This is a genomic window from Dyella lipolytica, from assembly GCF_030160075.1.
Lineage (GTDB): Bacteria > Pseudomonadota > Gammaproteobacteria > Xanthomonadales > Rhodanobacteraceae > Dyella_B > Dyella_B lipolytica.
The window spans coordinates 536,748-557,786 of the sequence record NZ_BSNQ01000003.1 but is presented as its reverse complement, the minus strand read 5'-3'; the positions used below and the strand labels follow the sequence as shown (position 1 = coordinate 557,786).

The following is a 21,039-nucleotide window of genomic DNA, read 5'->3' as shown; positions in this document are numbered from 1 at the left end:
CTGCAGTGGGCAACAAGCCCGAAGTTTAACGGACATGGCAAAAGCGAAGGACAAGGAAAAGAAAAGCGCCGGCGGCACGATCGCGCTCAACAAGCGCGCCCGGCACGAATACCACATCGACCAGCGCTACGAGGCGGGCATCGCCTTGCAAGGCTGGGAGTTGAAGGCATTGCGTGCCGGCCGGATCAACTTCGGCGACGGTTACGCCGTGGTCCTGAAGGGAGAGATCTTCCTTATCGGTACCTCCATCCCGCCGCTCATCAGCGCCTCCACCCACGTGGTCGCGGTAGACCGTCGCACCCGCAAACTGCTGCTGCACAAACAGGAAATCGACCAGCTGATCGGTGCCGTCGAGCGCAAGGGCTACACCCTCGTGCCTATCGCCATGTACTGGAAAGGCAACAAGGTGAAAGTGGAAATCGGCCTGGCGCGCGGCAAGCAGGAACACGACAAGCGCAACGCCGAGAAAGAACGCGACTGGCAGATGGAAAAACAGCGCACCATGCGCTCACACAACCGCGACGCTTAAAGCCCCTCTCCCTATGGACGCGGAGAGAGGCCATGGATGGCCTCGCTTTGAGGAGCGAGGAAGAGGGGTTGGGGTGAGGGTACGATCAGCGCGCGATATCAATCCTCGGCACCACATATCATCATCGCCGCTTCCATCACCTCCCCCATTAATCATTAAAACAAACCAAGCGTGTATAATTAATTCGCTTAAGCCATCTTAGTTTTTCCCCGGGGGTGTTCTGGCTTCGACGGGGGTAGTGAGATAGCTTGGTGCATGCCGAGGGGGCAGCTTTCCTCGTTAAACCAGCCGCAAACTTATAGTTGCCAACGACGACAACTACGCTCTGGCCGCTTAAGGCCTAGCCCCGAACCCACGTGTGCCTGTGCTAGTGGATGTAGGGTCATTATCACGGGATCGCCCAAAGCTGCCGCCTGCCGGCCAGGGTTAAATCAAGCGGGCTGGTCCCTCGATGCGCTTCGCACATCGTGCTGTCGAGGGATGAGATCTAACGGTGCGCTAAGCATGTAGTACCGGGCGTCAAGCGCCTTCGGACGCGGGTTCGACTCCCGCCACCTCCACCAATAAAGCAAACGCCCGGCGAGAAATCGTCGGGCGTTTTGTTTGGCCTAAAAATAAAAAGTACTCTGACCCCTTTTTCATAGACCCCTTTTTCATATGACCCCTTTTTCATATTTTCACCATTCATCGTCCGCTATGTGCTGCAGACTTTACGAGGCCAGAGCGATTTGGCCTCAAATTATCAGTCGGCATCTGACCATCCGACGAAAAACTTTTCCATGGGACCAATCTCTGTCGCCCCTTGAGGGCTCGAATGAAACCTTGCATAAACATGAATATTTGAGGCCGGCAGTGCTTCCAAGCGATGTTGTAAAAGTCTTTTTAATTCGTCGCATCGAGAATCTCGGCCGTCATTACCGGGATGAGACTCTGTCGATACTTGGCCGGAATGGAATGCGATTTCCCAGGCTTGCCAAATCGCCCATTGCTCTAAAGCTAGGGCAAATGTATTTGCGTCGATAGGAAACAGCGCGTACGTGTTCCCGTATTCATCAGCAGACTGATCGAATTGGCAAGAGTAATAGTGTGGTCGACCACGATAGTCTGCGATCCCCGTTCTCGGGCCGTCATGGTAATCCCAGACTGTGTAAACTTTTTCCATAACGCTTAACACTCAACTGATTGGCCGCCACTATCTGTATTTAATTGAAATGCAGACGCAAATAAAAGGGGTCAGAGTGCTTTTTTGAACGCAAAAAAGCACTCTGACCCCTTTTCTTGTGGGACCTCCGCGACAAGTGGATCGTTCAGCTGGTGCGCCGCATCCACTATGGTGTCTGCGTTATAGAAAAGGGGTCGAAGCCCTTTTCCACGACCACAAGGCTGACCTAGAAAAGGGCTCTGACCCCTTTTTGCTCATGGCATCGTCCATCTCATGCGGAATGCACTACAGCTTTCACCGTGCGTCGACACTCGCTCGCTAACACTCGCGCTAAAAGGTGTCGAAACGCTTATGGAAATGAGTGCGGGCTCTACCGAAGCAGCGCATGTGCGCTTCGAGCAAATTGGGGATGGCTGGGTCACCGGCCACTGAAGTAACGGTCTGGGTCGTACTTGGAGGTGACCCTGACCTTTTGTTTCAGTTCGCGCAAAGTTATATGACAAAAGCGCACTCTGATCCCTGCTTTTGCTCATCGCCCATAAATGCAGCTGTTCTTAGGACTTTTCCAATTGACTGCCGCCCTCGACGTGTCCACCCTTCCGCAGGGGAGCGCTGAGTTTTCCAAGAAGATGGCCTATGAAACGTGGATGTCAGATGTGTGCTGCACATTAATGACGTGCATAGCGTAGACAACGCTTAGTGGCGCACGACATACCGCCGCTCCCTGATGACGATAAACCGATTTGGTGACACGACTCGGAAGAAAACCGTACTTACGAAGGGAGCTTTGCTTTTCACATGTCTACCAGCCAACGACATCCGACACCCTTTCTTCCATTGTCAAAAGCGTGGCGCCATGACGTCAGCAACGGTGTCCATGCACTGCACATCGACATGTTGGCCACACTCTGTAAGTGGGTAGAAGCAAGCCGTGATCGGCTGCATGTCGAAAATGTCAGATTGAAAGAGGCGACACGAAGCATGGAAATGGAAACCTGCTCAGAAGAGCTGCTATCTGAAATCTGCCCACCGGCGCACCATGCAAGCATCGCGGAAGTTATCGAGTGATCTACCGATAGCGCATGCGCTGAGTTGATAGATGCCACCACAAAGCAAAACGCCCGGCAATGAACTTGCCGGGCGTTTTTTATTGAGTGATCTTATTCGCCACACTCAGAAACAAAAGGGGTCAGAGTGCGTTTTTGAAAGCATAAAAGCACTCTGACCCCTTTTTTCACTGATCAAGATCAACTGTTACCAAGTGACGATGAGTTCTTCTTAATTTTAATTGCCGCCGAGGTTCAAGGCTGAGAAGCCTGTATTCCCTGGCGTGTCTTCTAACCAAGTAATTTCTTGACCTGATGATCTCGCCAATGCTTTTAAATCAATTTCAATCGAAACAAGCGCGAGCTGCAAAGCCTGAACAGAATCCATGCCCATTGCATGACCTAACTTTTCTTGGCCGCCCGACGAAATTGAGTACGCACACATGAAGTCATCCTCGCTAATCTCAGGACGACCTATTTGTACAATTATGGAAGACCGACCAAAAGTAAGCTTTCGCTGCGCGATAGGATCAATAATTTTCGGACCATTCATAAATTCACCAAATAACCAATCGAGGAATTGGAAACCCATTTTTGCACGCGAAATAACGATGTTTCACACTCTCCCAACAACGAGCTCTTGCTCCTGTGCCAGGCATCGTTGCCGTCCGACACATTTGCTCATCATCCGCTTCCTGCTTCTCACAATTCGGGCCGTCGGGTTTGCATATATCCTCAATTTTGCTACCCAACAATGCACCTAGTCCCGCTCCAACACCGCCCACTGCCGATGAACCAACAGATGCTCCTTCCCCTGCGCATGCAATAGCACCTGGGCCACTCGGACTACACACAACGGCGCCGCCGACGCCACCCACAACCCCTCCAGCGACACTCCCGACAACCCCGCCAATGGCTGCACCAACTACTGCACCTTTGGGGCCTAAACCGCTGGGATCTGAGTGATCGACTGGATCTCCGCCTGCGTAGGCATAAAAGCTCAGCTGCCCACCCCCAAACCCGGCAGGATCTTCACTGATGAACCCACCCATCATCGGGCTGTAATAGCGAGCACGGTAATAGTACAGCCCAGCCGTATCCGCCTCCCTGCCCGTGTACTGGTAGGGATTGGTGAAGCCCGTCGTCGTATCGCTTGGCGTGACATCGCCATACGGGTCATAGCTGTACTGCTGCCGGATCGCACCCGTCGTGTCGGTCAATGCAATCGTGCTATTCAGAGCATCCGTTAGGAAGTAGACCCGCCCCGTTACATCGTTGCGCGCGTAGCGTTCATCATCGTCAAAGCCAATCAAGATCGGGTTCACCGTGCTGCCTTGCGTCTCCTGCGCGATGTTGTCGCCATCGTAGAGAAACTGCGTCGGCGTCCCACCCTGCACCGCTTTACTGATACGCCTGCCTAACGCGTCATACGTATAGCTCATCTCGACCGTACTGCCCTGCACGATCTGCATGAGCTGATTTCTGGCATTCCACGTGTAGGTGTTGGTGCCGTCGTAGGTAAGATTGCCATCAGCGTCGTAATTCAACGTCTGCCCGTTGAAGTTGTTTTCCCGGTCATTGAGATCAAAGGACGGGGCCTGCGCCGTAGGTGTCGGTTGCGCATCGGTCGTGATGCCGTTGGTCTTGCTGGTTATCCGGCCATCGTTATCGTAAGCATAGGCCAGAGTACCTAGGCTAGCGCCATTTCCTTGCGTGTAAGTTAGTCCGGTGAGTTCGTTGGCGTTATCGTAGCCATAGTTAACTGTGACACCGTTGGGTAGCGTCAGCAGGGTTCGACGATTTGCCACGTCGTAGCCAAACTGGACGGTCTCGCTACCCTGCGCGATAGCCGTTAAGCGATTAGCATTGTCGTACGTGTAGGTAGCCGCCGCTTGAGCCGCCGGCGTCATACCGGTCCGCCGGCCCGCTGCATCGTAGGTGTAGCTGATGCTGCCTTGCGGGGTGGTAGTTGCGGTAACGCGATCCAAACCATCGTAACTCCAGCTCATCGTGCCGGAGATAGAGTCCACGAGGCTCGTAAGTCGGTTCCCTGCATCGTAATTGGCCTGCGTGCCCGAGCCATCGGCGTAGGACACCAGGCTCTTTCGGTTCAAGGCGTCGTAGCTGACATCCATCACCTGATTTTTGCGATCTGTATGCGTGCGTACGTTGCCCATCCCATCATAGGTCCACGACTCGCTCTGGTTCATCGCGTCGGTGCGCGTGATGCGTCGATTGCGGTTGTCGTAGGTGCTCGTGATCACGCCCTGATTGGGCAAGGTCACGGTCAGCAGGTTGCCGTTACCGTCATAGCTGAGCGAAGTCGTCTGATTGAGTGCATCTGTTGTCGCGGTAACGCGATCATTGGTGTCGTATTGGCTTTGCGTCACGTTACCCAGCGGATCGCGAGTGGCGACGCGGCGACCCAGCGTGTCCACGACATAGCTCGTCGTGCGGCTCAACGCATCAGTGACACTTTGCAGGTCGTAACCCAGATACGCAAAGAGAAAAAGGGGTCAGAGTGCTTTTCTTAGTATCCTCAAAAAAGCACTCTGCCCCATATTTTGCCGGTCCGTTTATTCTTCTTACCTGTGTTACTGCTATTTAGGGTCAACAAAGAGCGTCGTCAAATCGTTACCAACTTTTTCCGAGTCGACGGTAATGTAGATTTTTTCCCCGTCTAATGGACCTTGGAGAATGCCCTTGGTAAATACTTTATGATTAACCCCAATCAACATTTCCTTACCCACATTTCTCTTCGATAGATCTTCGACTGCAGGCGCATCTTTTGGGTCGATAACAAGCACGAGCGACCAAACCTGAAAAGTGCGCCTAAATACTACTTCGACCTTTAGTGGATAAATATTATTAATGGAGTTTTTTTATCGATACATTCGACGGCACCAACCCCAGGCGTAGTTATCGAAGCGCTTGTGTAATTTGACCGATAAGCTGGCAGCGTATCTGGCTGACAACTAAAAGAGATATCTATTGGCAAAAAGTCTACTAATTGATGAGCAGCAGGTTTTTCAGCTCCCCAGACGAACGAGCTCATCGCCCCGATCATGATGAACATGAACGTTGCTTTGATACCATTCATGTTTTTTCTCCGCTTCAAATAAAAGGGATCAGAGTGCATTTTCGAAAGCAGAAAAGCACACTGACCCCTTTTATTTGATAACCCGGAACCGCTATCGCACAGTAACTTCAACGCTGTTCTGGCGCCCTTTTTTTGCAACGTCCTGACAAAAATAGGAAAAGCTTTCAAGCATGCTATCGAATCGAAACTTCTTTCCGTCCTTCATCGTTATCGCAACATAGCTACCACTTCTCTTTTCACTGAGCTCGATCAACCTCATATCCCTGAACAGCATTTCATTTTTGATGGGCCAAAATCCCTGCTTGATGTCATTGTCGCTGACCTTCACGCGGAAAAATTCGATGACGACACCTATCAAAAAAAACAAGGCAAAGAATCCATCCATACAAAGGATCTGAAACGGAGTGAATTTAATGCCGGGCCACAGAGGTACGGTAAACATGGCTGCTGTCGCTATCATCAATACCAGAGAAAAAGCTCTTGGATACCGATACACACCGCTCGTAACAGGTGCTCCGCCTCTCCTAACGGAAAGGCATGAAAGCACTAGTGCAATCATGAGGGGGACAAATACAGAAAAATGCATACCAACGCCTTCTAATGTTACTCGGAACCTTCATTACCCTCAGAGCCGGCAGCGGGCGCCTGGGCCGCGCCCGCTGCCGCCCCTCCAAATGCAGTCCCTGCTCTGTCCGCAGCCGCTTGACCGGCTCCCTCGAACGCTTTCCCAGCACCATAATAGTCACCAACAAAGTCTCCTAAACCGCTAAACAGCCCGGCAAGCCAGAGGTCCTTGTTATCCGTGACACAACCGTTATTTACAGTCTGTCGGAAGCCTTCGACGCCGCCTGCGAACAATGCTCGACCAACAACTCCACCCGCTACTGCGCCCCAGGACGCTTCCCCCGCAAAGCCGGCCGCGAAGCTAACACCGTTCGTAAGCCCTCCAACCAGACCAACGAGCGCGCCTGTACCCGTATCCTCCATCAACGAATTGAAATCTCTATCGCCAGACAGATAACCATTTATAAGACCGAATGCTCCACCAACGCCAGCCCCGATGAGAGCTAATACCAATTCGTGGCCTCTTGGATCCCGATACATGATCGGATCCCCACCAGCGTAACCGTAGAAGGTGAGCTGGCCACCAAAAAAACTAGCAGGATCTTCGCTGATAAACCCGCCCATCATCGGGCTGTAATAGCGAGCACGGTAGTAGTACAGATCGGCGGTATCGGCTTCGCGCCCCGTGTACTGGTACGGATTCGTGAACCCCGTCGCCGTGTCGCTCGGTGTCACGTTGCCATACGGATCGTAGCTGTACTGCTCACGGATCGCACCTGTCGAATCGGTAAGCGCGGTCGTGCTACCTAATCCGTCGGTCAAGAAGTACGTGCGTCCGGTGACGTCGTTTCTCGCATAGCGTTCATCGATCCCCAGCCCAATAAGAATCGGGTTGACCACACTGCCTTGTGTCTCTTGGACTGCATTCGCACCGTCGTAAAGGAACTGCGTCGGCATGCCGCCTTGGGTGGTCTTGGCAATGCGCCTACCCAACGCGTCGTAGCTATAGGCAAGCTGCACATTGGTACCTTGGCTAATCTGCGTCAGCTGATTCCTGGCATTCCACGTATATGTGTTGGTGCCGTCATTCGTAAGGTTACCGTTGGCGTCATATGTCATCGCCTGTCCGTTGAACTGCGTCTCCCGATCATTGAGGTCGAGCGTGGGTGTCTGCGTAGTGGGCGTCGGTGCTACATCCGTGGCCAAACTGCCGCTTTTGGTATTGACTCGACCATCGCTGTCATAAGCGTAGGCCAAATTACCGAGGCTCGTGCCATTGCCTTGTGCATAGGCCATCCCGGTGAGTTCGTTGGCGTTATCGTAGCCATAGTTAACTGTGACGCCGTTGGGTAGCGTCAGTAGGGTTCGACGATTGGCCGCGTCGTAGCCAAACTGGACGGTCTCGCTACCCTGCGCGATAGCCGTCAGGCGATTAGCATTGTCGTACGTGTAGGTAGCCGCCGCTTGAGCCGCCGGCGTCATACCGGTCCGCCGGCCCGCGGCATCGTAGGTGTAGCTGATGCTGCCTTGCGGGGTGGTAGTTGCGGTAACGCGATCCAAACCATCGTAACTCCAGCTCATCGTGCCTGAGATAGAGTCCACGAGGCTCGTAAGTCGGTTCCCTGCATCGTAATTGGCCTGCGTGCCCGAGCCATCGGCGTAGGACACCAGGCTCTTTCGGTTCAAGGCGTCGTAGCTGACATCCGTCACCTGATTTTTGCGATCCGTATGCGTGCGTACGTTGCCCATCCCATCATAGGTCCACGACTCGCTCTGGTTCATCGCGTCGGTGCGCGTGATGCGTCTATTGCGGTTGTCGTAGGTGCTCGTGATCACGCCCTGATTGGGCAAGGTTACGGTCAGCAGGTTGCCGTTACCGTCATAGCTGAGCGAAGTCGTCTGATTGAGTGCATCTGTTGTCGCGGTAACGCGATCATTGGTGTCGTATTGGCTTAGCGTCACGTTACCCAGCGGATCGCGGGTGGCGACGCGGCGACCCAGCGTGTCCACGACATAGCTCGTCGTGCGGCTCAACGCATCAGTGACACTTTGCAGGTCGTAACCCAGATACGCAAAGGTGGTCGTGTGTCCCAGGGCATCCTGCACTGAGTTTGGTTGGCCCGCGCTGTTGCATTGGATAGTGGTGCTGTGACTCAGGCTATCAGTGATCTGAGTCAGGCAGCCGTTGGTGTAGCTGAACGTTGTGGTGTGACTCAGTGGATCCGTTACTGTGGCGACTTGGTTATAGGCCGAGGTGTACGTGAGCGTTGTGGTCGCTGCATTGGATGTACCGGACAACGCCGTCTTGGTAAGTACATTGCCAAGTGCGTCATAGGTGTAAGCGGTGGTGCGTCCTAGTGCGTCCGTCTGGCTGTCAACCAAACCCGATGCCTCGCGAGTGAAGGTTGTGGTCTGCGCCAGCGATGTGCCATAGCCCTCCGTGATGCTGGACGGATAGCTGCTAACCGGATCGAACGCTACCTGCCCCTGGTTACCGTTGGGGTCGGTCACCGTGGTCGCCGTAACAACATTGCTGCTGTTTGTGGTGTAGGCAAATTGATAGAACGTGCTGTCCGCGTAGGTCTGTTTGACGACACGACCATTGGTGTCGTACTGATTGGTGACCCAAACATGCCCGCGCCGATCTTGCATGGTGAGCATGCGGTTGTTGCTATCGTAGGTGTATTGCTCGTTGGTCTGGTCGGGATAGGTCACCGTGGCCAGGTCACCGGCACTGTTGTAGGCATAGCTGATCGTACGACCACTGTTGTCCACCGCACTGGTGATGCGGTTAGCACTGTCGTAATTGAATGTAACCGAGCGGCCGCTCGGCGAGACCATTTGATCAATCAGGCCGCCGTTGTAGTTGAACTGGATCTGGTTACCGTAACGGTCCTGAATCCAGGACAGCGAGTTGGGAATGTGGCGAGTGAAGGCGTATTGCGTACCGTCCTTCATCGTCAGAATCCAGTGGGCACCCAGTGGGGTGGTATCCTGCAAAAACTGGATATTCGAACCATAGAAAGCCGAATCCGTGCCGGTGTGTTCCCAAACCGAACCGGTCAGCGGCCAGTTGTCATTGCCGCTAATCTGGTTGTAGGTGATGCCTTCGCCGCAAGGCAGTACCAGCGCCATAGATGTCGTTACACCGTTGGCGCTCCACAAATGGATACCGAAGTTGGCATTGCCGCCGATCCCGAAGGCATGCGAATTGGGGTCGGCGGAGGTGTACGCGCGCGTAACCGTTAATGGCAATACATCGTTGATCGCGATGTCGTTCCATTCGTGGAACATGATGCCCGTTTGTAGGTCGATCGGCTGACCCTTTGCGCAGTTATTCGCCTTTTGCGAAGTCGCCGCATTGGCGCTGCTCTGTGAAGCGCCCGCACCCAAGGCCCAGGCCAGCGTCACCCCCGGATCGGGCGCCAGGTGCTGGGCGTCTGCCGTGACATGACCGGCACCGTACATCTGCCAACCTTCTTTAACGCTATAGACCCAAAAATCGCCTTGCGAGTTGGCTTTCGCCTGACCGTAATTCGGGTACACCACCCGAATGCCTTTGGCAGCCTCGGGTGTCAAACCTTGCACCACCGCGTCGCCCGGCTGGATGGTGAAATACATCGAGAAGTTGTCGGGCAGCGGGAACGGCGCATGATCCACCGGTGTGGGGACCAGTGCGATGTGCGTCAACACATGACCATCGCGGTCTTTAAACACCGCACCAGCCGGGATGTGCAACTCAAGGCCTGGCATATCCGGGTGAGTAAGCACTACTTCGCGCGTGGTGGGTGCCGGCAGCGTGATCTCATCACGCGGCAGAACGCGCGGTAGATACATCACAAACGGCATGTGGCTGATGGTTTTGGCGTTGATGTCCGCACCGACTAAGAACCGGCCGTACTTCACCTCGCCATGACTCGCCGAGCCACCGTCCACGAAGAGTTCTTGTCTACCGGCTGGTACGTTTTGCAACACGAAGACACCGTGGGCATCGGTGCGACCTCTGATACCACCGATGCTCACATCGACGTTGGCCACGGGCGTTTCATCGATCTGGCGCACTTGGCCGATCAGCGCTGTCGCCCCTTTGGGCAAGGACGCTTCCAACGCACGCGTATCGGGCAGGCGCTGATATGGGGCGTACAGACGCCAGTGAGCGCCCGTGAAATCTGGGGCATTGTTCTTGCCGGGATAGAACGCACCATCATGGATAAAGCTATGCGCCCGGCATAACTGATCACCACTGCAATTCGCATGACCACCACCGGCCATCACATACAGCGGAGGTTGCGTGGGCTCTGACTCCGACATATTGGCCGCCGGACGTCCTCCCTGCCCAGCCACGACTACACCGGTGGCATCGGTACTCACCGTGGTAAAACCCACCGTGCTAAAGGGCACCGTCGCGCCGCTGGCCGTGTGCAGCCCTTTCACGAACAGCGTATAGCGAGAGCCGGGATACAAATCATCTGGCAATTGCACGAAGGCGAGACGCCCGCCTTCAGTGCCGTACACATGCACCGCGACGGTACCTTCGGGACCCAGCAAAGTCACGGTGTGATTGTTCAGTTGCTGCAGATCGACCGGCTCCGCAAAGCGAAGCACGAGCGGACCATGGATGGAGGCGGTGTTGGTGTCCTTCGCCGGCAAGGTGTCGGTGATCGCTGTCGTGGTGGATACGGTGGAGGTCACCGCGTCACGCAAACGCATTCCGTTGGGTTGGAACCGCCATGCGCTGTGCATAGCATGGCCCTGGCTATCGACGCCGCCGTCGATGCGCACAGATCCGTCTGCCTGTAGCACCGCTGCAGCATCGACGCGCGTGATGGCAGGTATATTTGGCAAGGTGGTCGCTTGATGGGACGCTTCTTGCCAGAGCACGGCCGTCGTCGCAGGCATGCCATCGGTCGACCAGCCGCCGGTCATTAGCAGCGTGCCATCGGTCAGCACGGACAGGGTATGACCTGCACGTGCCGGCAATCCCAGTACACCGGTACGCACGAAGTGCTGCGTATCGGGATTGAACCATTCGCCGCTGTCGAGCACTTGGCCATGTTCATCGACACCACCCCACAGCAGCACCAGGCCATTGGGCATCACCGTTACTGACGCAAAGCGGCGTTTCTCAGGAAGGATAACCTTGAGACGTGTGTCGCCATCCACCAAATAGGCGGTTCCTTCGGCACCATGCACTTCGAGCACGCGGCCATCAGCCAGCAGTGTGTGGCTCACGCGTGCCGATGCGGGCAATACATACGCGTGACCCACAGTCGTCACGCGCTCGGGTGATGCAGGGGGCGGAAGCGCCAACGCCATGGCGCTCAAGATGGCCAGGCCGACAACACTTGCCAACCCTACTCGGTTCTGAGCCATCCCTATCGCCTTCATTGCAGATTCCCCGTTGCGTAAATCCATGGTGCAACCCATGCCACTATTCGCCGTAACCGTCCGCGCCTACTGAGTTGTCAGCGTCAGTTGCCCACTGGCTGGTACGCCGACTGTGCTATCCACAACTATCGTGTACGTACCGCTGACTGGCAGGTTCGACAGGCTCAGTGATTGCGAGCTACCGGTGACAAAATAGCTGTAGAAGTCGGTCGGCGTGATCGTTCCTACATCGGGACGATAAATGACGACGTAGACGCCCTGCCCCGTTGGTGTCGTGGTGACACCGGATAGGCTTAGCGTCACGGTCTGGCCCGCGGTTGCATTGAACGTCAATCGCTCGACTTGACCGGTGCTCAAACTGACCGTGGTTGGTGTATTCGCGGTTAACGCCGGTCCTACGATATCCGGTTGCAGCAACGCATTAAATGTCATGATGCCGCCACCCGCAGGCGCCACGACGACCGAATACGTACCCGCAGCCATGTTCCATAAAAACGTCAGGCAATCTGAACCGGGGTTGGTGCTGTAGCAGGTACTGCTGGCTATCTGCGTTCCCGCAGCGTTATAGATGGTCACGTTCAATTGGCTGCTGCCGCCTGTCACGCTGATGTTGCTAAGCTCAAATTCCAGGTTGTCGCCGGCATTCGCGGTAAACGTCAGGTACGCGTTTTCACCCGCCGCATTCGCGGTGTAGCTCTGGCTTGTGCCGTTGCTGGGCACGGTGCCGGTGACGCCCGATACCAACGTTAGTTGTGCACTCGCTGGAACGCCGACCGTACTATTCACCACGACCGTGTAGGTACCACTGACGGGTAGATTCGGCAGATTCAGTATTTGCGAGCTCGTTGTGTCGAAGTAGGTGTAGTAATCGGTCGGCGTGATGGTCCCCACATCGGGGCGATAGACGACGACGTAGAGATCCTGTCCCGCTGGTGTCGTGCTCACGCCTGAGAGATTCAACGCCACCGTCTCGCCTGCGGTCGCATTGAATGTCAGTCGCTCGACTTGACCGGTACTCAAATTGACCGTGGTTGGCGTGTTAGCGGTTAATGCAGGCCCCACGATGTCCGGCTGCAGCAGCGCGTTGAATGTCATGATGCCGCCACCCGCCGGCGCCACGACCACCGAATACGTATCGGCAGCCATGTTCCATAAATAGATCCGACAGTCCGAACCGGGGCTGGTACCGGAACAGCTACTGCTGTTGATCTGTGTGCCTGCAGAGTTATAGATGGTGACGCCCAATTGATCACTACCACCCGCCACGCTGATGTTGCTCAATGCAAATTCCAGGTTCGCACCGGCGCTCGCGGTAAATGTCAGATAGGCATTTTGGCCCGCTGCGTTAGTGGTGTAATTTTGGCTAGTTCCATTGGTGGGCACTGTCCCCGTGATGCCCGACACCAACGTCAGTTGCGCACTGGCCGGAGCACCCACGGCGTTATCAACAACGACGGTGTAGACGCCACCGACTGGCAAATTCGGCAAATTCAATATCTGCGAGCCGCTGGTGTCGAAATAAGTGTAATAGTTAGTCGGGGTGATCGTTCCGACGTCGGGACGATAAACGACGACGTAGAGAGCCTGCCCCGCCGGGGTGGTGCTCACGCCCGTGAGATTCAACGCTACCGTTTCACCGGCAGTGGCACTGAAGGTGAATCGCTCGACCTGACCGGTACTCAAATTGATGGCGGTTGGCGTATTAACTGCTAGTGCTGGCCCTACGATGTCCGGCTGCAACAACGCGTTGAACGTCATGACGCCACCGCCTGCTGGCGACACGACGACCGAATACGTACCCGCGGCCATGTTCCATAAGTATATTCGGCAATCCGAACCGGGGTTGGGGCCGGAACAGCTACTGCTGGCTATTTGCGCACCTGCAGCGTTATAGATGTTTACGTTCAATGAGCTGCTGCCACCTGTCACGCTTATGTTGCTCAACGTGAATTCCAGGTTGTCGCCAGCGTTCGCAATAAATGTCAGATAGGCGTTCTGACCCGGCGCATTCGCCGTGTAACTCTGGCTCGAGCCATTGTCGGGTACCGTACCCGTCACGCCAGGTATCAAGGTTAGCTGTGCGCCACTGATGGGCGCGCCGCTAGCTGTGTCGATCATCACCGTGTAGGTGCCAGTGGCCGGTAGGCTCGGCAGGTTAAGAATGCCTGAGCTCGCTGTGCACATGTAGGTGTAGATGTCGGTCGGAGTGATCGCACTGACATTCGGTGCGAAGACGGCGACAAAGACGCACTCCCCGGCCGGTGTTGTGTTGACGCCGGATAGATTCAGCGCCACCGTTTCGCCCGCGGTAGCATTGAACGTGAAGCGTTCGAGCTGACCGGTCCCCACATTGATCGAAGTCGGTACGCTGGCTGTCAGCGTTGGCCCGATCACGTCGGCTTGCAGCAGCGCATGGAAACTCATGGTGCCGCCTGAGGATGGCGTCACGGTAACGGAATAGTTTCCAGCCGCTAAATTCCAAAGTTCCTCTCGACAATCTGCACCCGGGGGTGAGGAAGCGTTGCAGCTGTAACTCTCGATAAGCGTTCCTGCCGGGTTGTAGATCGCCACGTTCACCGCATTCTGGCTGCCACCGACCACGTTGATATTGGTCAACGTGAATTCCAGATTGTCGCCTGCGTTAGCGTTGAAGGTCAGGTTGACGCCCTGGCCAGACGTCTGGGTGGCATAGCTCTGGTTGAACGTATAGGGATCGACCACAAACGACGAGGTGCTGGTAACGCTCTGGTTGCCGACGGTGACGCTGATCGGGCCATTCGTCGCGCTGGCGGGAACGGTGGCCACCAGCTGCGTAGCGGACGCCGAGATAACGTTTGCCGGCACACCGTTGAAGCTCACGCTATTGTTGGCAAGCGTGCTACTGAAACCCTGACCGTCGATGGTCACCGGCGTACCGGCTTCGCCTTGCGCGGGAGTGAATGCAAAGATGGCCAACTGCGCTGCTGCAATGGGTGCACTGATCGAGCCCACATGACCCAAGGCGTCGTAACCGTATTGAACGCTGGTACCGTTGCTCTGCGTGACGGCAACGACGCGCCCGTTGGCATCACGCACATAGCTGGTCTGCGCATGGGCGATGGCTAACCAGAGCATGGCGCCGCAGAGTAGCCAGCCGCTCAAGGCTCGCAAGAACGCGCTTGACTGACGTAGAACTTGGTGCCCGATACCGTTACGCGCCTTGTCAGCCACACCGGCGGCATGCCTACGATTGCCCCACGATTCCATACGAACGTCCCTTGACCGTTCCCTCGCAGAAACGGCTGGCTTGATCTCAACGCGTGAGGCCCCTTCGGGCCGCCCCTTTCCCTACATGCACTCTTGATTGCGCTGACTAACTTTGTCAATAGCATCACAAAATTACGTGATGATTTTGTGATGGAGATGAGGGTAGTCACCGTTGGTAGGAATAGGGTTTAATGAATCGGGTTACGGCTGCACCTAGAGTGCCACCCGATCTCACGCTTCGCATTCGCCGGCACGGGAGCGCTATTTTATTGAAAGGGAATACATGAATCGGTCGGGACTGTTTGTTTGCATCGGCGCACTAGGCTTGACTTTGGCCGGTTGTCATCACTCCACACCCACGGATGGGTCGACCAACGCAGCGTTGAACACATCTAATGGCCCAGCCAAACCTGCAACAACCGCCGACGAGAACACCTGGGGCAACTACCTCGCCGAGCAGGGCAAGCTTCACGGCAAGGATGTCGGCATGCGTCCCTACATATATGTGATCCCCGCAGGTAACAGTGTCGGGGCGAGTGCACGTCGGCAGAATGAAACCGATTCTGTTGTGCATAGCATCGGCCCTATTTTGATGCCTGGGGGTATGCTGATTGTAGGCGGCCCCGATGCTGCGCAAACCACCGCGTTTATCACCGCGGTATCCAAGCAACTAAAGGCAGATGCTATGAAGGGCATCGTAGTCATGGTGGTCAGTGAAGCTTCCGAGCAGCCAGGAGTCACCAGTGCGCTCGAGTCGAGCGGTGCCACCGTACGCTTTGTTTCCATGTAAGCCTTTTTCTTTTGACAAGGCCATGCGGCAGTCGTCGCACACGTATACGTACTGCCTGATTGGGCTTATGGCCATATTGGTGCTGGTCGCGCTCGCGTTGAAAAGCCACAACGCTTTCGGAAGATCCAACCCGACCTCGCAGACCTCACTGCGGATTGCCCTGGGCAAGCAACTCTTCAACGATCCGCAGCTAAGTGCCGACAGCACGATCCGTTGTGCTTCGTGCCACGTGCCTGAAAAGGCGTACACCGATGGGCGCCCCGTCGCAATAGGCGTTTACGGGCGCACCGGCACACGTAATACGCCAAGCTTGGCAACCATCAACGCATCCAAAGCTGACGCATTCTTTTGGGATGGCCGGCGCGCTGCCTTGGAGCAGGCGGTGCTCGATCCGCTCACCAATCCGGTTGAAATGGGATTGCACAGCCAGGCGGAACTCATACAGAAGATCGAGCAGAACGTGGAGTATCGCAACGCATTTGCGCAGGCATTTCCCGACATCAAGTCGGTGATCACAACCCACGAAGTCGCCACCGTGCTGGTGGCGTATCTGCGCTCCCTGAAATCGCCCGAAAGTGCATATGACCGTTACGTCCTGCAAGGCGACCCCACCGAGCTTAGCCCACGCGCGAGACTTGGTCTGGCCATTTTCAAGGGCAAAGGCCACTGCGCTGAATGCCATTTACTCCAAGGTTCTCCACCGACGTTGACGGATCACGCCTATCACCGCACCGGTGTGGGGCTGGATGCGGTCAATGCGAACCTACCGACCCTTACCCAAGCCATTATCGAGCGCTCGCTCCAGGGTGCCGCCATCGGTGATCGCGTGGCGACGCATGCCGACGAAGCACAACTCGGGCGCTTCAACGTGACGCAAAATCCGGCAGACATCGGTCTCTTTCGTACGCCCTCGTTGCGTGGCGTAGCTTCGACCGCCCCGTATATGCATGACGGCAGTGTCGCCACACTGGATGACGCAATCGACCGCGAGGTGTATTACCGCAGCCTGCAAACCGGTTACCCCCTCAACCTGACCGTTGAGGAACATCAGGATCTGAAGGTTTTTCTTCAAGCTTTGTAAAAGAGTATTGTGCCCAAGGCTTTCAACCGATAGTCAGATAGATGCCACCACAAAGCAAAACGCCCGGCAATGAACTTGCCGGGCGTTTTTTATTGAGTGATCTTATTCGCCACACTCAGTATCAGAAGATCTGTCTGATCAAGAATAAGTTCACCTGATACTGGTTCTCTTATTTCTGCTGCGGATCAGTTGTTGTCGCCGTTCAACATCGAACCCACGATACCTCCGAGCAGACCGCCGCCCACGATGGCTCGCCCGCCGCCGCTCTCGCCTCTCGGTAGATATTCGGCAATCTGGTGCGCCAGGCGCGAGATGGGTAGCGTCTGCAGCCACACGGTTCCGGGACCGGTAAGCGCAGCGAGGAAGATGCCGTCGCCGCCGAAGATCGCGTTCTTGATGCCGGGGACGGTGGTGATCTGAAAACTTACCGAAGCCTGGAACGCACCGACGTGGCCGGGGTGAACGCGCAAGGTTTCGCCGGGTGCCAGATCCTTCCGGATCAGTTCGCCTGAGAGTTCCAACCACGCTGTGCCGGTGCCGCCGACTTTTTGCAGCATGAAACCATCGCCGCCGAAAATGCCGGCACCCAGTGACTGCTGGAAGCCCACGCCTATAGTGATTTGCGGCGTGGCGCAGAGAAAGCCATGCCGATGCACCATGTACTCGTTGCTTGGGCTCACCGACACCGGCACGATGTGGCCGGGCACCTTGGTGGCAAAAGCGACCTCTCCCGGTGCCTGCACGGCGCGGTACTCGGTCATGAATAAACTGCCGCCGCCGACCACGCGCTTGAACATACCCAATAGGCCCCCACCACCTCCCATCTGGGTGTGCGTGGTCATCTGAACCGATGCGGTCATCCAAGAAAGCTCGCCGCTCTCGGCGAAAACGCTGTCGTTGGGATCAAGCTGCACTTCCAGAACAGGCATCACCGTGCCTTGGATGCGGGTCTGCATGGGGAGTTCTCCTGATGGGAATGGTGGCCGGTACGTCACCCAGGCGACTGGACGTCGGGAGACTATCGGCAGTTCGGCAATGACCTGCGGATATTACGCCTTACGATGCCGAGCGGAACTGCCCGGGGCAGTCGAATTGCCATGGCCAACCCATCGAGAGCGGCTGCACTTTTCAGCGCCGCTCACACAAATGTTACGAGCCGCTTTCGGCCACTGCGTCATCATGCGCATGCAGCAACACCGGCTGGGCTGTCGCCGTACTGTCGCCGATTTCATCGATGCCGAAGACACTGGCGGGTGCCACGAGCTTGGCCAGTTCGTCGTCCAGCCATGCGCGTAAGGAAGGGTCGCGTACTTCAAAGAGCTCAAACACTCCGAGCGCCCGTAGTGCAGGCAATTGCGCCAGCAGTTTGGGCTCCATCGCGCACAGCACTGGCTCGGGAGTGACTGGGTCGAGCATCTGGTGAGCACAGGCTATAAAGGTCTCCAGCGGGCACAGGCAAGAGGTAGGTTTTAATGTGATCAGCGCAATCGGGGACATGGTGTCATCCTCTCTGAATCAACGTGTCATCAGCAGCGAAACGTGTTGCCGATGGAGACCCATAAAGACCCTGGCGGAGGTCAATCGTTCCGCTTTGGGCGAGGGTAAGTACGGGGCAAGTGGCTATGTGAGCAGACGGTGAACCGAATTAGTTACGCATGATCTTCTCGATGGAGGCGACGGCGTTGTGCAGGCCTTCTTCAGCTCTCATCTTCTTGCCGAGGGCGTGAGCGCGTATGCCGACCTCGTCTGTTCTCGCGAACGCCATGCGACTGGCAAGTTGGTCGGCATCTAAATGCTTCCAGCTCAGAGCATTCGCCGCGATGCCTGCTTGCCGCAGTCGATCAGCCCAGAAAAACTGATCGGCAGCGAACGGCATCACAACAGAGGGAACGCCTGCCCGTCCCGCCGAGTGGGTCGTGCCGGATCCGCCGTGATGCACCACCATCGAGGTTCTCGGGAACAGCCAGTCGTGCGGCGTCTCGTCGATAACAAGAAAGTTGGCGGGCAACATGGTGGCATCCACGCCACTCCATCCTGAGTAGAACAGCGCCCGCCGGCCGGCAACGGCTTGAATCATTTCTTTCAGCAGCTTGGGCTTGTCGAAGCCTGCCATGCTTCCGAATCCGATATAGATCGGTGGCTCACCCGCCGCCAGGAAATCACCGAGCGCGGAAGGCGGCACCCATTCCTGCTCTGGCTGCATCCATTGGCCGCATAGGTCAATATTCGATGGCCAGTCGCTTGGCGCGGGCAACAGGCTGGGCGACACGCCATAGAGCATGGGGTGCTGCGTCCACACGCGCGTCCGTGCAGGCAATCCGCATACTTTTGAACGCGCTGCGTTGGTGGTCTTTCGGAACGCGCGCCACAGCATGCCATTCACGAACGAGTGACTGGCACGGTTCAACCATCGCGGGACCATTCCCGGAGGCAAGAAAGGAGACGGAAATGCCGCCGTCGGCGTGATGGGAATCATGCCGGAGCCGATGGCCTTCACGTCCAGATATTCGGCAGCCGAGAAACCCACAAACGCTGCCAGCCCGCCGACGATGATGGCATCGCAACCTTGGGCGACGGTTACGATCTGCTTGAGCCAGGATTCGGCATTGGCATTCGCGATGCGTGCCAACGCGCTTACTGTGCTGCTAATTCGGTCACCCTTCGCAACGACGCCGGAAATGGATTCGTCGGGTCGCAGCGCTCCCTTGATATCACCGGCCAATACGGCCGATGGCACACCAAGAGCCTTTGCACTGCCAAGCGTGGATGCATCGGCCAACAATCGTGTTTCGTGCCCGGCGTCCATCAATGCACTGCACAGTGCGGCCAGTGGACGCGTGTCGCCTTCCGTGCCGTAGGTCACGACAGCAAACTTCATGTTTATTTCCTGGACTTGGAGATTTTCACCGCGGGCGAAGCCGCGCCCTCGATAAACAACCGGACGACGCTGGCAAACTCCTCGCCCAACTTCAGGCCAGGGATGTCGAGCCAGCGCAACAGTGCGCTGAGATAAAGGTGGTGGAACATCAAGGCCAGGTGTTCTGCACTCAGGTCGGTGCGCATCTCACCCGCTTCCTGGCTTTTGAGAATCAGCCACGTGAAGGCGCTGATCATGTCGCGGGCGCCACCGCTTTCCGATTCGCGTGCCGACGTTCCGATTTCCTGAAATCGAAAGCGCAGGTATGGCGGCAGATAGTCTCGATGGCGCTCACACCAGTCGGCCGACGCAGCCAATATGGGCGTGATCCCATCGGCAAATGTTGTATGCGGCCCGATATCACCAGCCAAATGCTTAAGGTCATTGGCCAGCTCTATATGGATCCAATGCGCAAGTACGGCTTCTTTCGTCGGAAAGTGGTTGTAGAGCGTGCCCTTGGCGACATCGGCGTCGGCCGCTATTTGCTCCATCGTCACCGCATCAAATCCATGTGCATCAAATAGGCGCGCGGCCGTTCTGGCCAGGTGATCCTGCGTCTGTGAGCGCTTTCTGTCGCGGCGACCAGCGGTCTCGGGCGAGGCCATTGCGCGCTCCAAAATTGAACGATGTTCAATATTAGTCGTTGTTCAATATTTAATGCAAGTAGGACTACACCCACTTCCCGTCACAGCTGACGCTTGGCGCCATTGAGGACTCTTGCTGGAAGCGCATGCGTTTGCGGTGACGCATGCAGCGGGCCACTATGGACCCGCCTCCCCTTGGGTCCGGTCCGCCGGGACTACTTACATGGCGAGTGTGGGGTTCGCCGGGTGGGGCTTCATGCAGAAGTTGCGTCCGGTAGTTTTGCGACTAACCGGTTCATTACTCTTAATTTTTCAGGAGCAACGTCCATGGCAACTCACGATATTCTTGCTTGGCTCATCATCGGTGCGATCGCTGGTTGGTTGGCGGGCAAACTGGTCAAGGGCGGTGGCTTCGGTTTGTTGGTCGATATCTTGGTCGGCATCGCCGGCGCTTTCATCGGCGGTTGGTTGTCCGGCGTATTGGGTATCAGCCTGGGCGCTGGCTGGATCGCATCGATCATCACCGCCACCATCGGCGCCGTGATCTTGTTGTTCATCGTACGGCTGATTAAACGAGCTTAAGTGGATGGCTAACAGTCGTTGCCCACATTCATTCGGGCAACGAACTGGAT

Annotated in this window: 17 protein-coding genes and 1 other RNA gene; 6 read left to right on the top strand and 12 right to left on the bottom strand. The window is 56.1% G+C overall.

The features are described from left to right. Positions 1 to 34 precede the first annotated feature (34 nt). Together smpB and ssrA are read left to right on the top strand one after the other, a co-directional pair. Entirely contained in the window at positions 35 to 529 is a 495-nt protein-coding gene (smpB, locus tag QQL64_RS04175) for an SsrA-binding protein SmpB (RefSeq protein WP_284396142.1), read from the top strand. A 211-nt stretch (positions 530 to 740) separates the two neighbouring features. Beyond that, positions 741 to 1,092: a transfer-messenger RNA gene (gene ssrA, locus QQL64_RS04170) on the top strand. Positions 1,093 to 1,271: 179 nt separating this feature from the next. Here the strand turns inward: ssrA and QQL64_RS04165 are convergent. Further along, positions 1,272 to 1,691 (bottom strand): hypothetical protein, encoded by a 420-nt coding sequence (locus tag QQL64_RS04165; protein ID WP_284396139.1) that lies wholly within the window; start codon positions 1,689 to 1,691, stop codon positions 1,272 to 1,274. 798 nt (positions 1,692 to 2,489) lie between these two features. Here QQL64_RS04165 and QQL64_RS04160 point away from each other — a divergent pair. Continuing rightward, positions 2,490 to 2,759 carry a hypothetical protein gene (locus QQL64_RS04160; RefSeq protein ID WP_284396136.1) on the top strand — a complete coding sequence of 90 codons (270 nt, stop codon included), beginning with the start codon at positions 2,490 to 2,492 and terminating at the stop codon, positions 2,757 to 2,759. Positions 2,760 to 2,975: 216 nt separating this feature from the next. On the opposite strand, the gene QQL64_RS04155 is transcribed toward QQL64_RS04160, so the two are convergent. From QQL64_RS04155 to QQL64_RS04125, 7 genes are all read right to left on the bottom strand, one after another. Next, complete coding sequence (locus QQL64_RS04155; protein ID WP_284396133.1) at positions 2,976 to 3,290, bottom strand: DUF6968 family protein; 315 nt, start codon at positions 3,288 to 3,290, stop codon at positions 2,976 to 2,978. 4 nt (positions 3,291 to 3,294) lie between these two features. After that, positions 3,295 to 5,175, bottom strand: coding sequence for an RHS repeat-associated core domain-containing protein (locus tag QQL64_RS04150; RefSeq protein WP_425603867.1), 1,881 nt, complete (start codon positions 5,173 to 5,175; stop codon positions 3,295 to 3,297). A gap of 162 nt (positions 5,176 to 5,337) precedes the next feature. Next, positions 5,338 to 5,544, bottom strand: a complete 207-nt coding sequence (locus QQL64_RS04145; RefSeq protein WP_284396131.1) for a hypothetical protein — start codon at positions 5,542 to 5,544, stop codon at positions 5,338 to 5,340. A 44-nt stretch (positions 5,545 to 5,588) separates the two neighbouring features. Beyond that, positions 5,589 to 5,837 (bottom strand): hypothetical protein, encoded by a 249-nt coding sequence (locus QQL64_RS04140; RefSeq protein ID WP_284396129.1) that lies wholly within the window; start codon positions 5,835 to 5,837, stop codon positions 5,589 to 5,591. 91 nt (positions 5,838 to 5,928) lie between these two features. After that, positions 5,929 to 6,423 (bottom strand): hypothetical protein, encoded by a 495-nt coding sequence (locus tag QQL64_RS04135; protein ID WP_284396127.1) that lies wholly within the window; start codon positions 6,421 to 6,423, stop codon positions 5,929 to 5,931. A gap of 17 nt (positions 6,424 to 6,440) precedes the next feature. Further along, on the bottom strand, positions 6,441 to 11,774 hold the full coding sequence (locus QQL64_RS04130; RefSeq protein ID WP_284396125.1) for an RHS repeat-associated core domain-containing protein: 5,334 nt from the start codon (positions 11,772 to 11,774) through the stop codon (positions 6,441 to 6,443). Positions 11,775 to 11,855: 81 nt separating this feature from the next. After that, complete coding sequence (locus QQL64_RS04125) at positions 11,856 to 15,035, bottom strand: IPT/TIG domain-containing protein (protein ID WP_284396123.1); 3,180 nt, start codon at positions 15,033 to 15,035, stop codon at positions 11,856 to 11,858. Between the two features lie 283 nt (positions 15,036 to 15,318). Between QQL64_RS04125 and QQL64_RS04120 the strand changes: the two genes are divergently transcribed. Then, positions 15,319 to 15,825 (top strand): hypothetical protein, encoded by a 507-nt coding sequence (locus QQL64_RS04120; protein WP_284396121.1) that lies wholly within the window; start codon positions 15,319 to 15,321, stop codon positions 15,823 to 15,825. A gap of 79 nt (positions 15,826 to 15,904) precedes the next feature. Next, positions 15,905 to 16,906: a cytochrome-c peroxidase gene (locus tag QQL64_RS04115; protein ID WP_284396118.1), complete on the top strand. Its 1,002-nt coding sequence runs from the start codon at positions 15,905 to 15,907 to the stop codon at positions 16,904 to 16,906. A 185-nt stretch (positions 16,907 to 17,091) separates the two neighbouring features. Here the strand turns inward: QQL64_RS04115 and QQL64_RS04110 are convergent, their stop codons facing one another. The 4 genes from QQL64_RS04110 to QQL64_RS04095 all read right to left on the bottom strand — a co-directional run bounded on the left by QQL64_RS04110 (position 17,092) and on the right by QQL64_RS04095 (position 20,428). Next, on the bottom strand, positions 17,092 to 17,862 hold the full coding sequence (locus QQL64_RS04110; protein ID WP_284396116.1) for a TIGR00266 family protein: 771 nt from the start codon (positions 17,860 to 17,862) through the stop codon (positions 17,092 to 17,094). A 193-nt stretch (positions 17,863 to 18,055) separates the two neighbouring features. Next, positions 18,056 to 18,403 (bottom strand): hypothetical protein, encoded by a 348-nt coding sequence (locus tag QQL64_RS04105; RefSeq protein WP_345782624.1) that lies wholly within the window; start codon positions 18,401 to 18,403, stop codon positions 18,056 to 18,058. A gap of 148 nt (positions 18,404 to 18,551) precedes the next feature. After that, a complete protein-coding gene (locus QQL64_RS04100; protein WP_284396115.1) occupies positions 18,552 to 19,784 on the bottom strand; it encodes a glycosyltransferase in 1,233 nt (410 codons plus the stop codon). A gap of 2 nt (positions 19,785 to 19,786) precedes the next feature. Further along, positions 19,787 to 20,428, bottom strand: coding sequence for a TetR/AcrR family transcriptional regulator (locus QQL64_RS04095; RefSeq protein WP_284396114.1), 642 nt, complete (start codon positions 20,426 to 20,428; stop codon positions 19,787 to 19,789). Positions 20,429 to 20,734: 306 nt separating this feature from the next. Here QQL64_RS04095 and QQL64_RS04090 point away from each other — a divergent pair, with 306 nt between their 5' ends. Then, entirely contained in the window at positions 20,735 to 20,989 is a 255-nt protein-coding gene (locus QQL64_RS04090; RefSeq protein ID WP_284396112.1) for a GlsB/YeaQ/YmgE family stress response membrane protein, read from the top strand. The last annotated feature ends 50 nt before the right edge of the window (positions 20,990 to 21,039 follow it).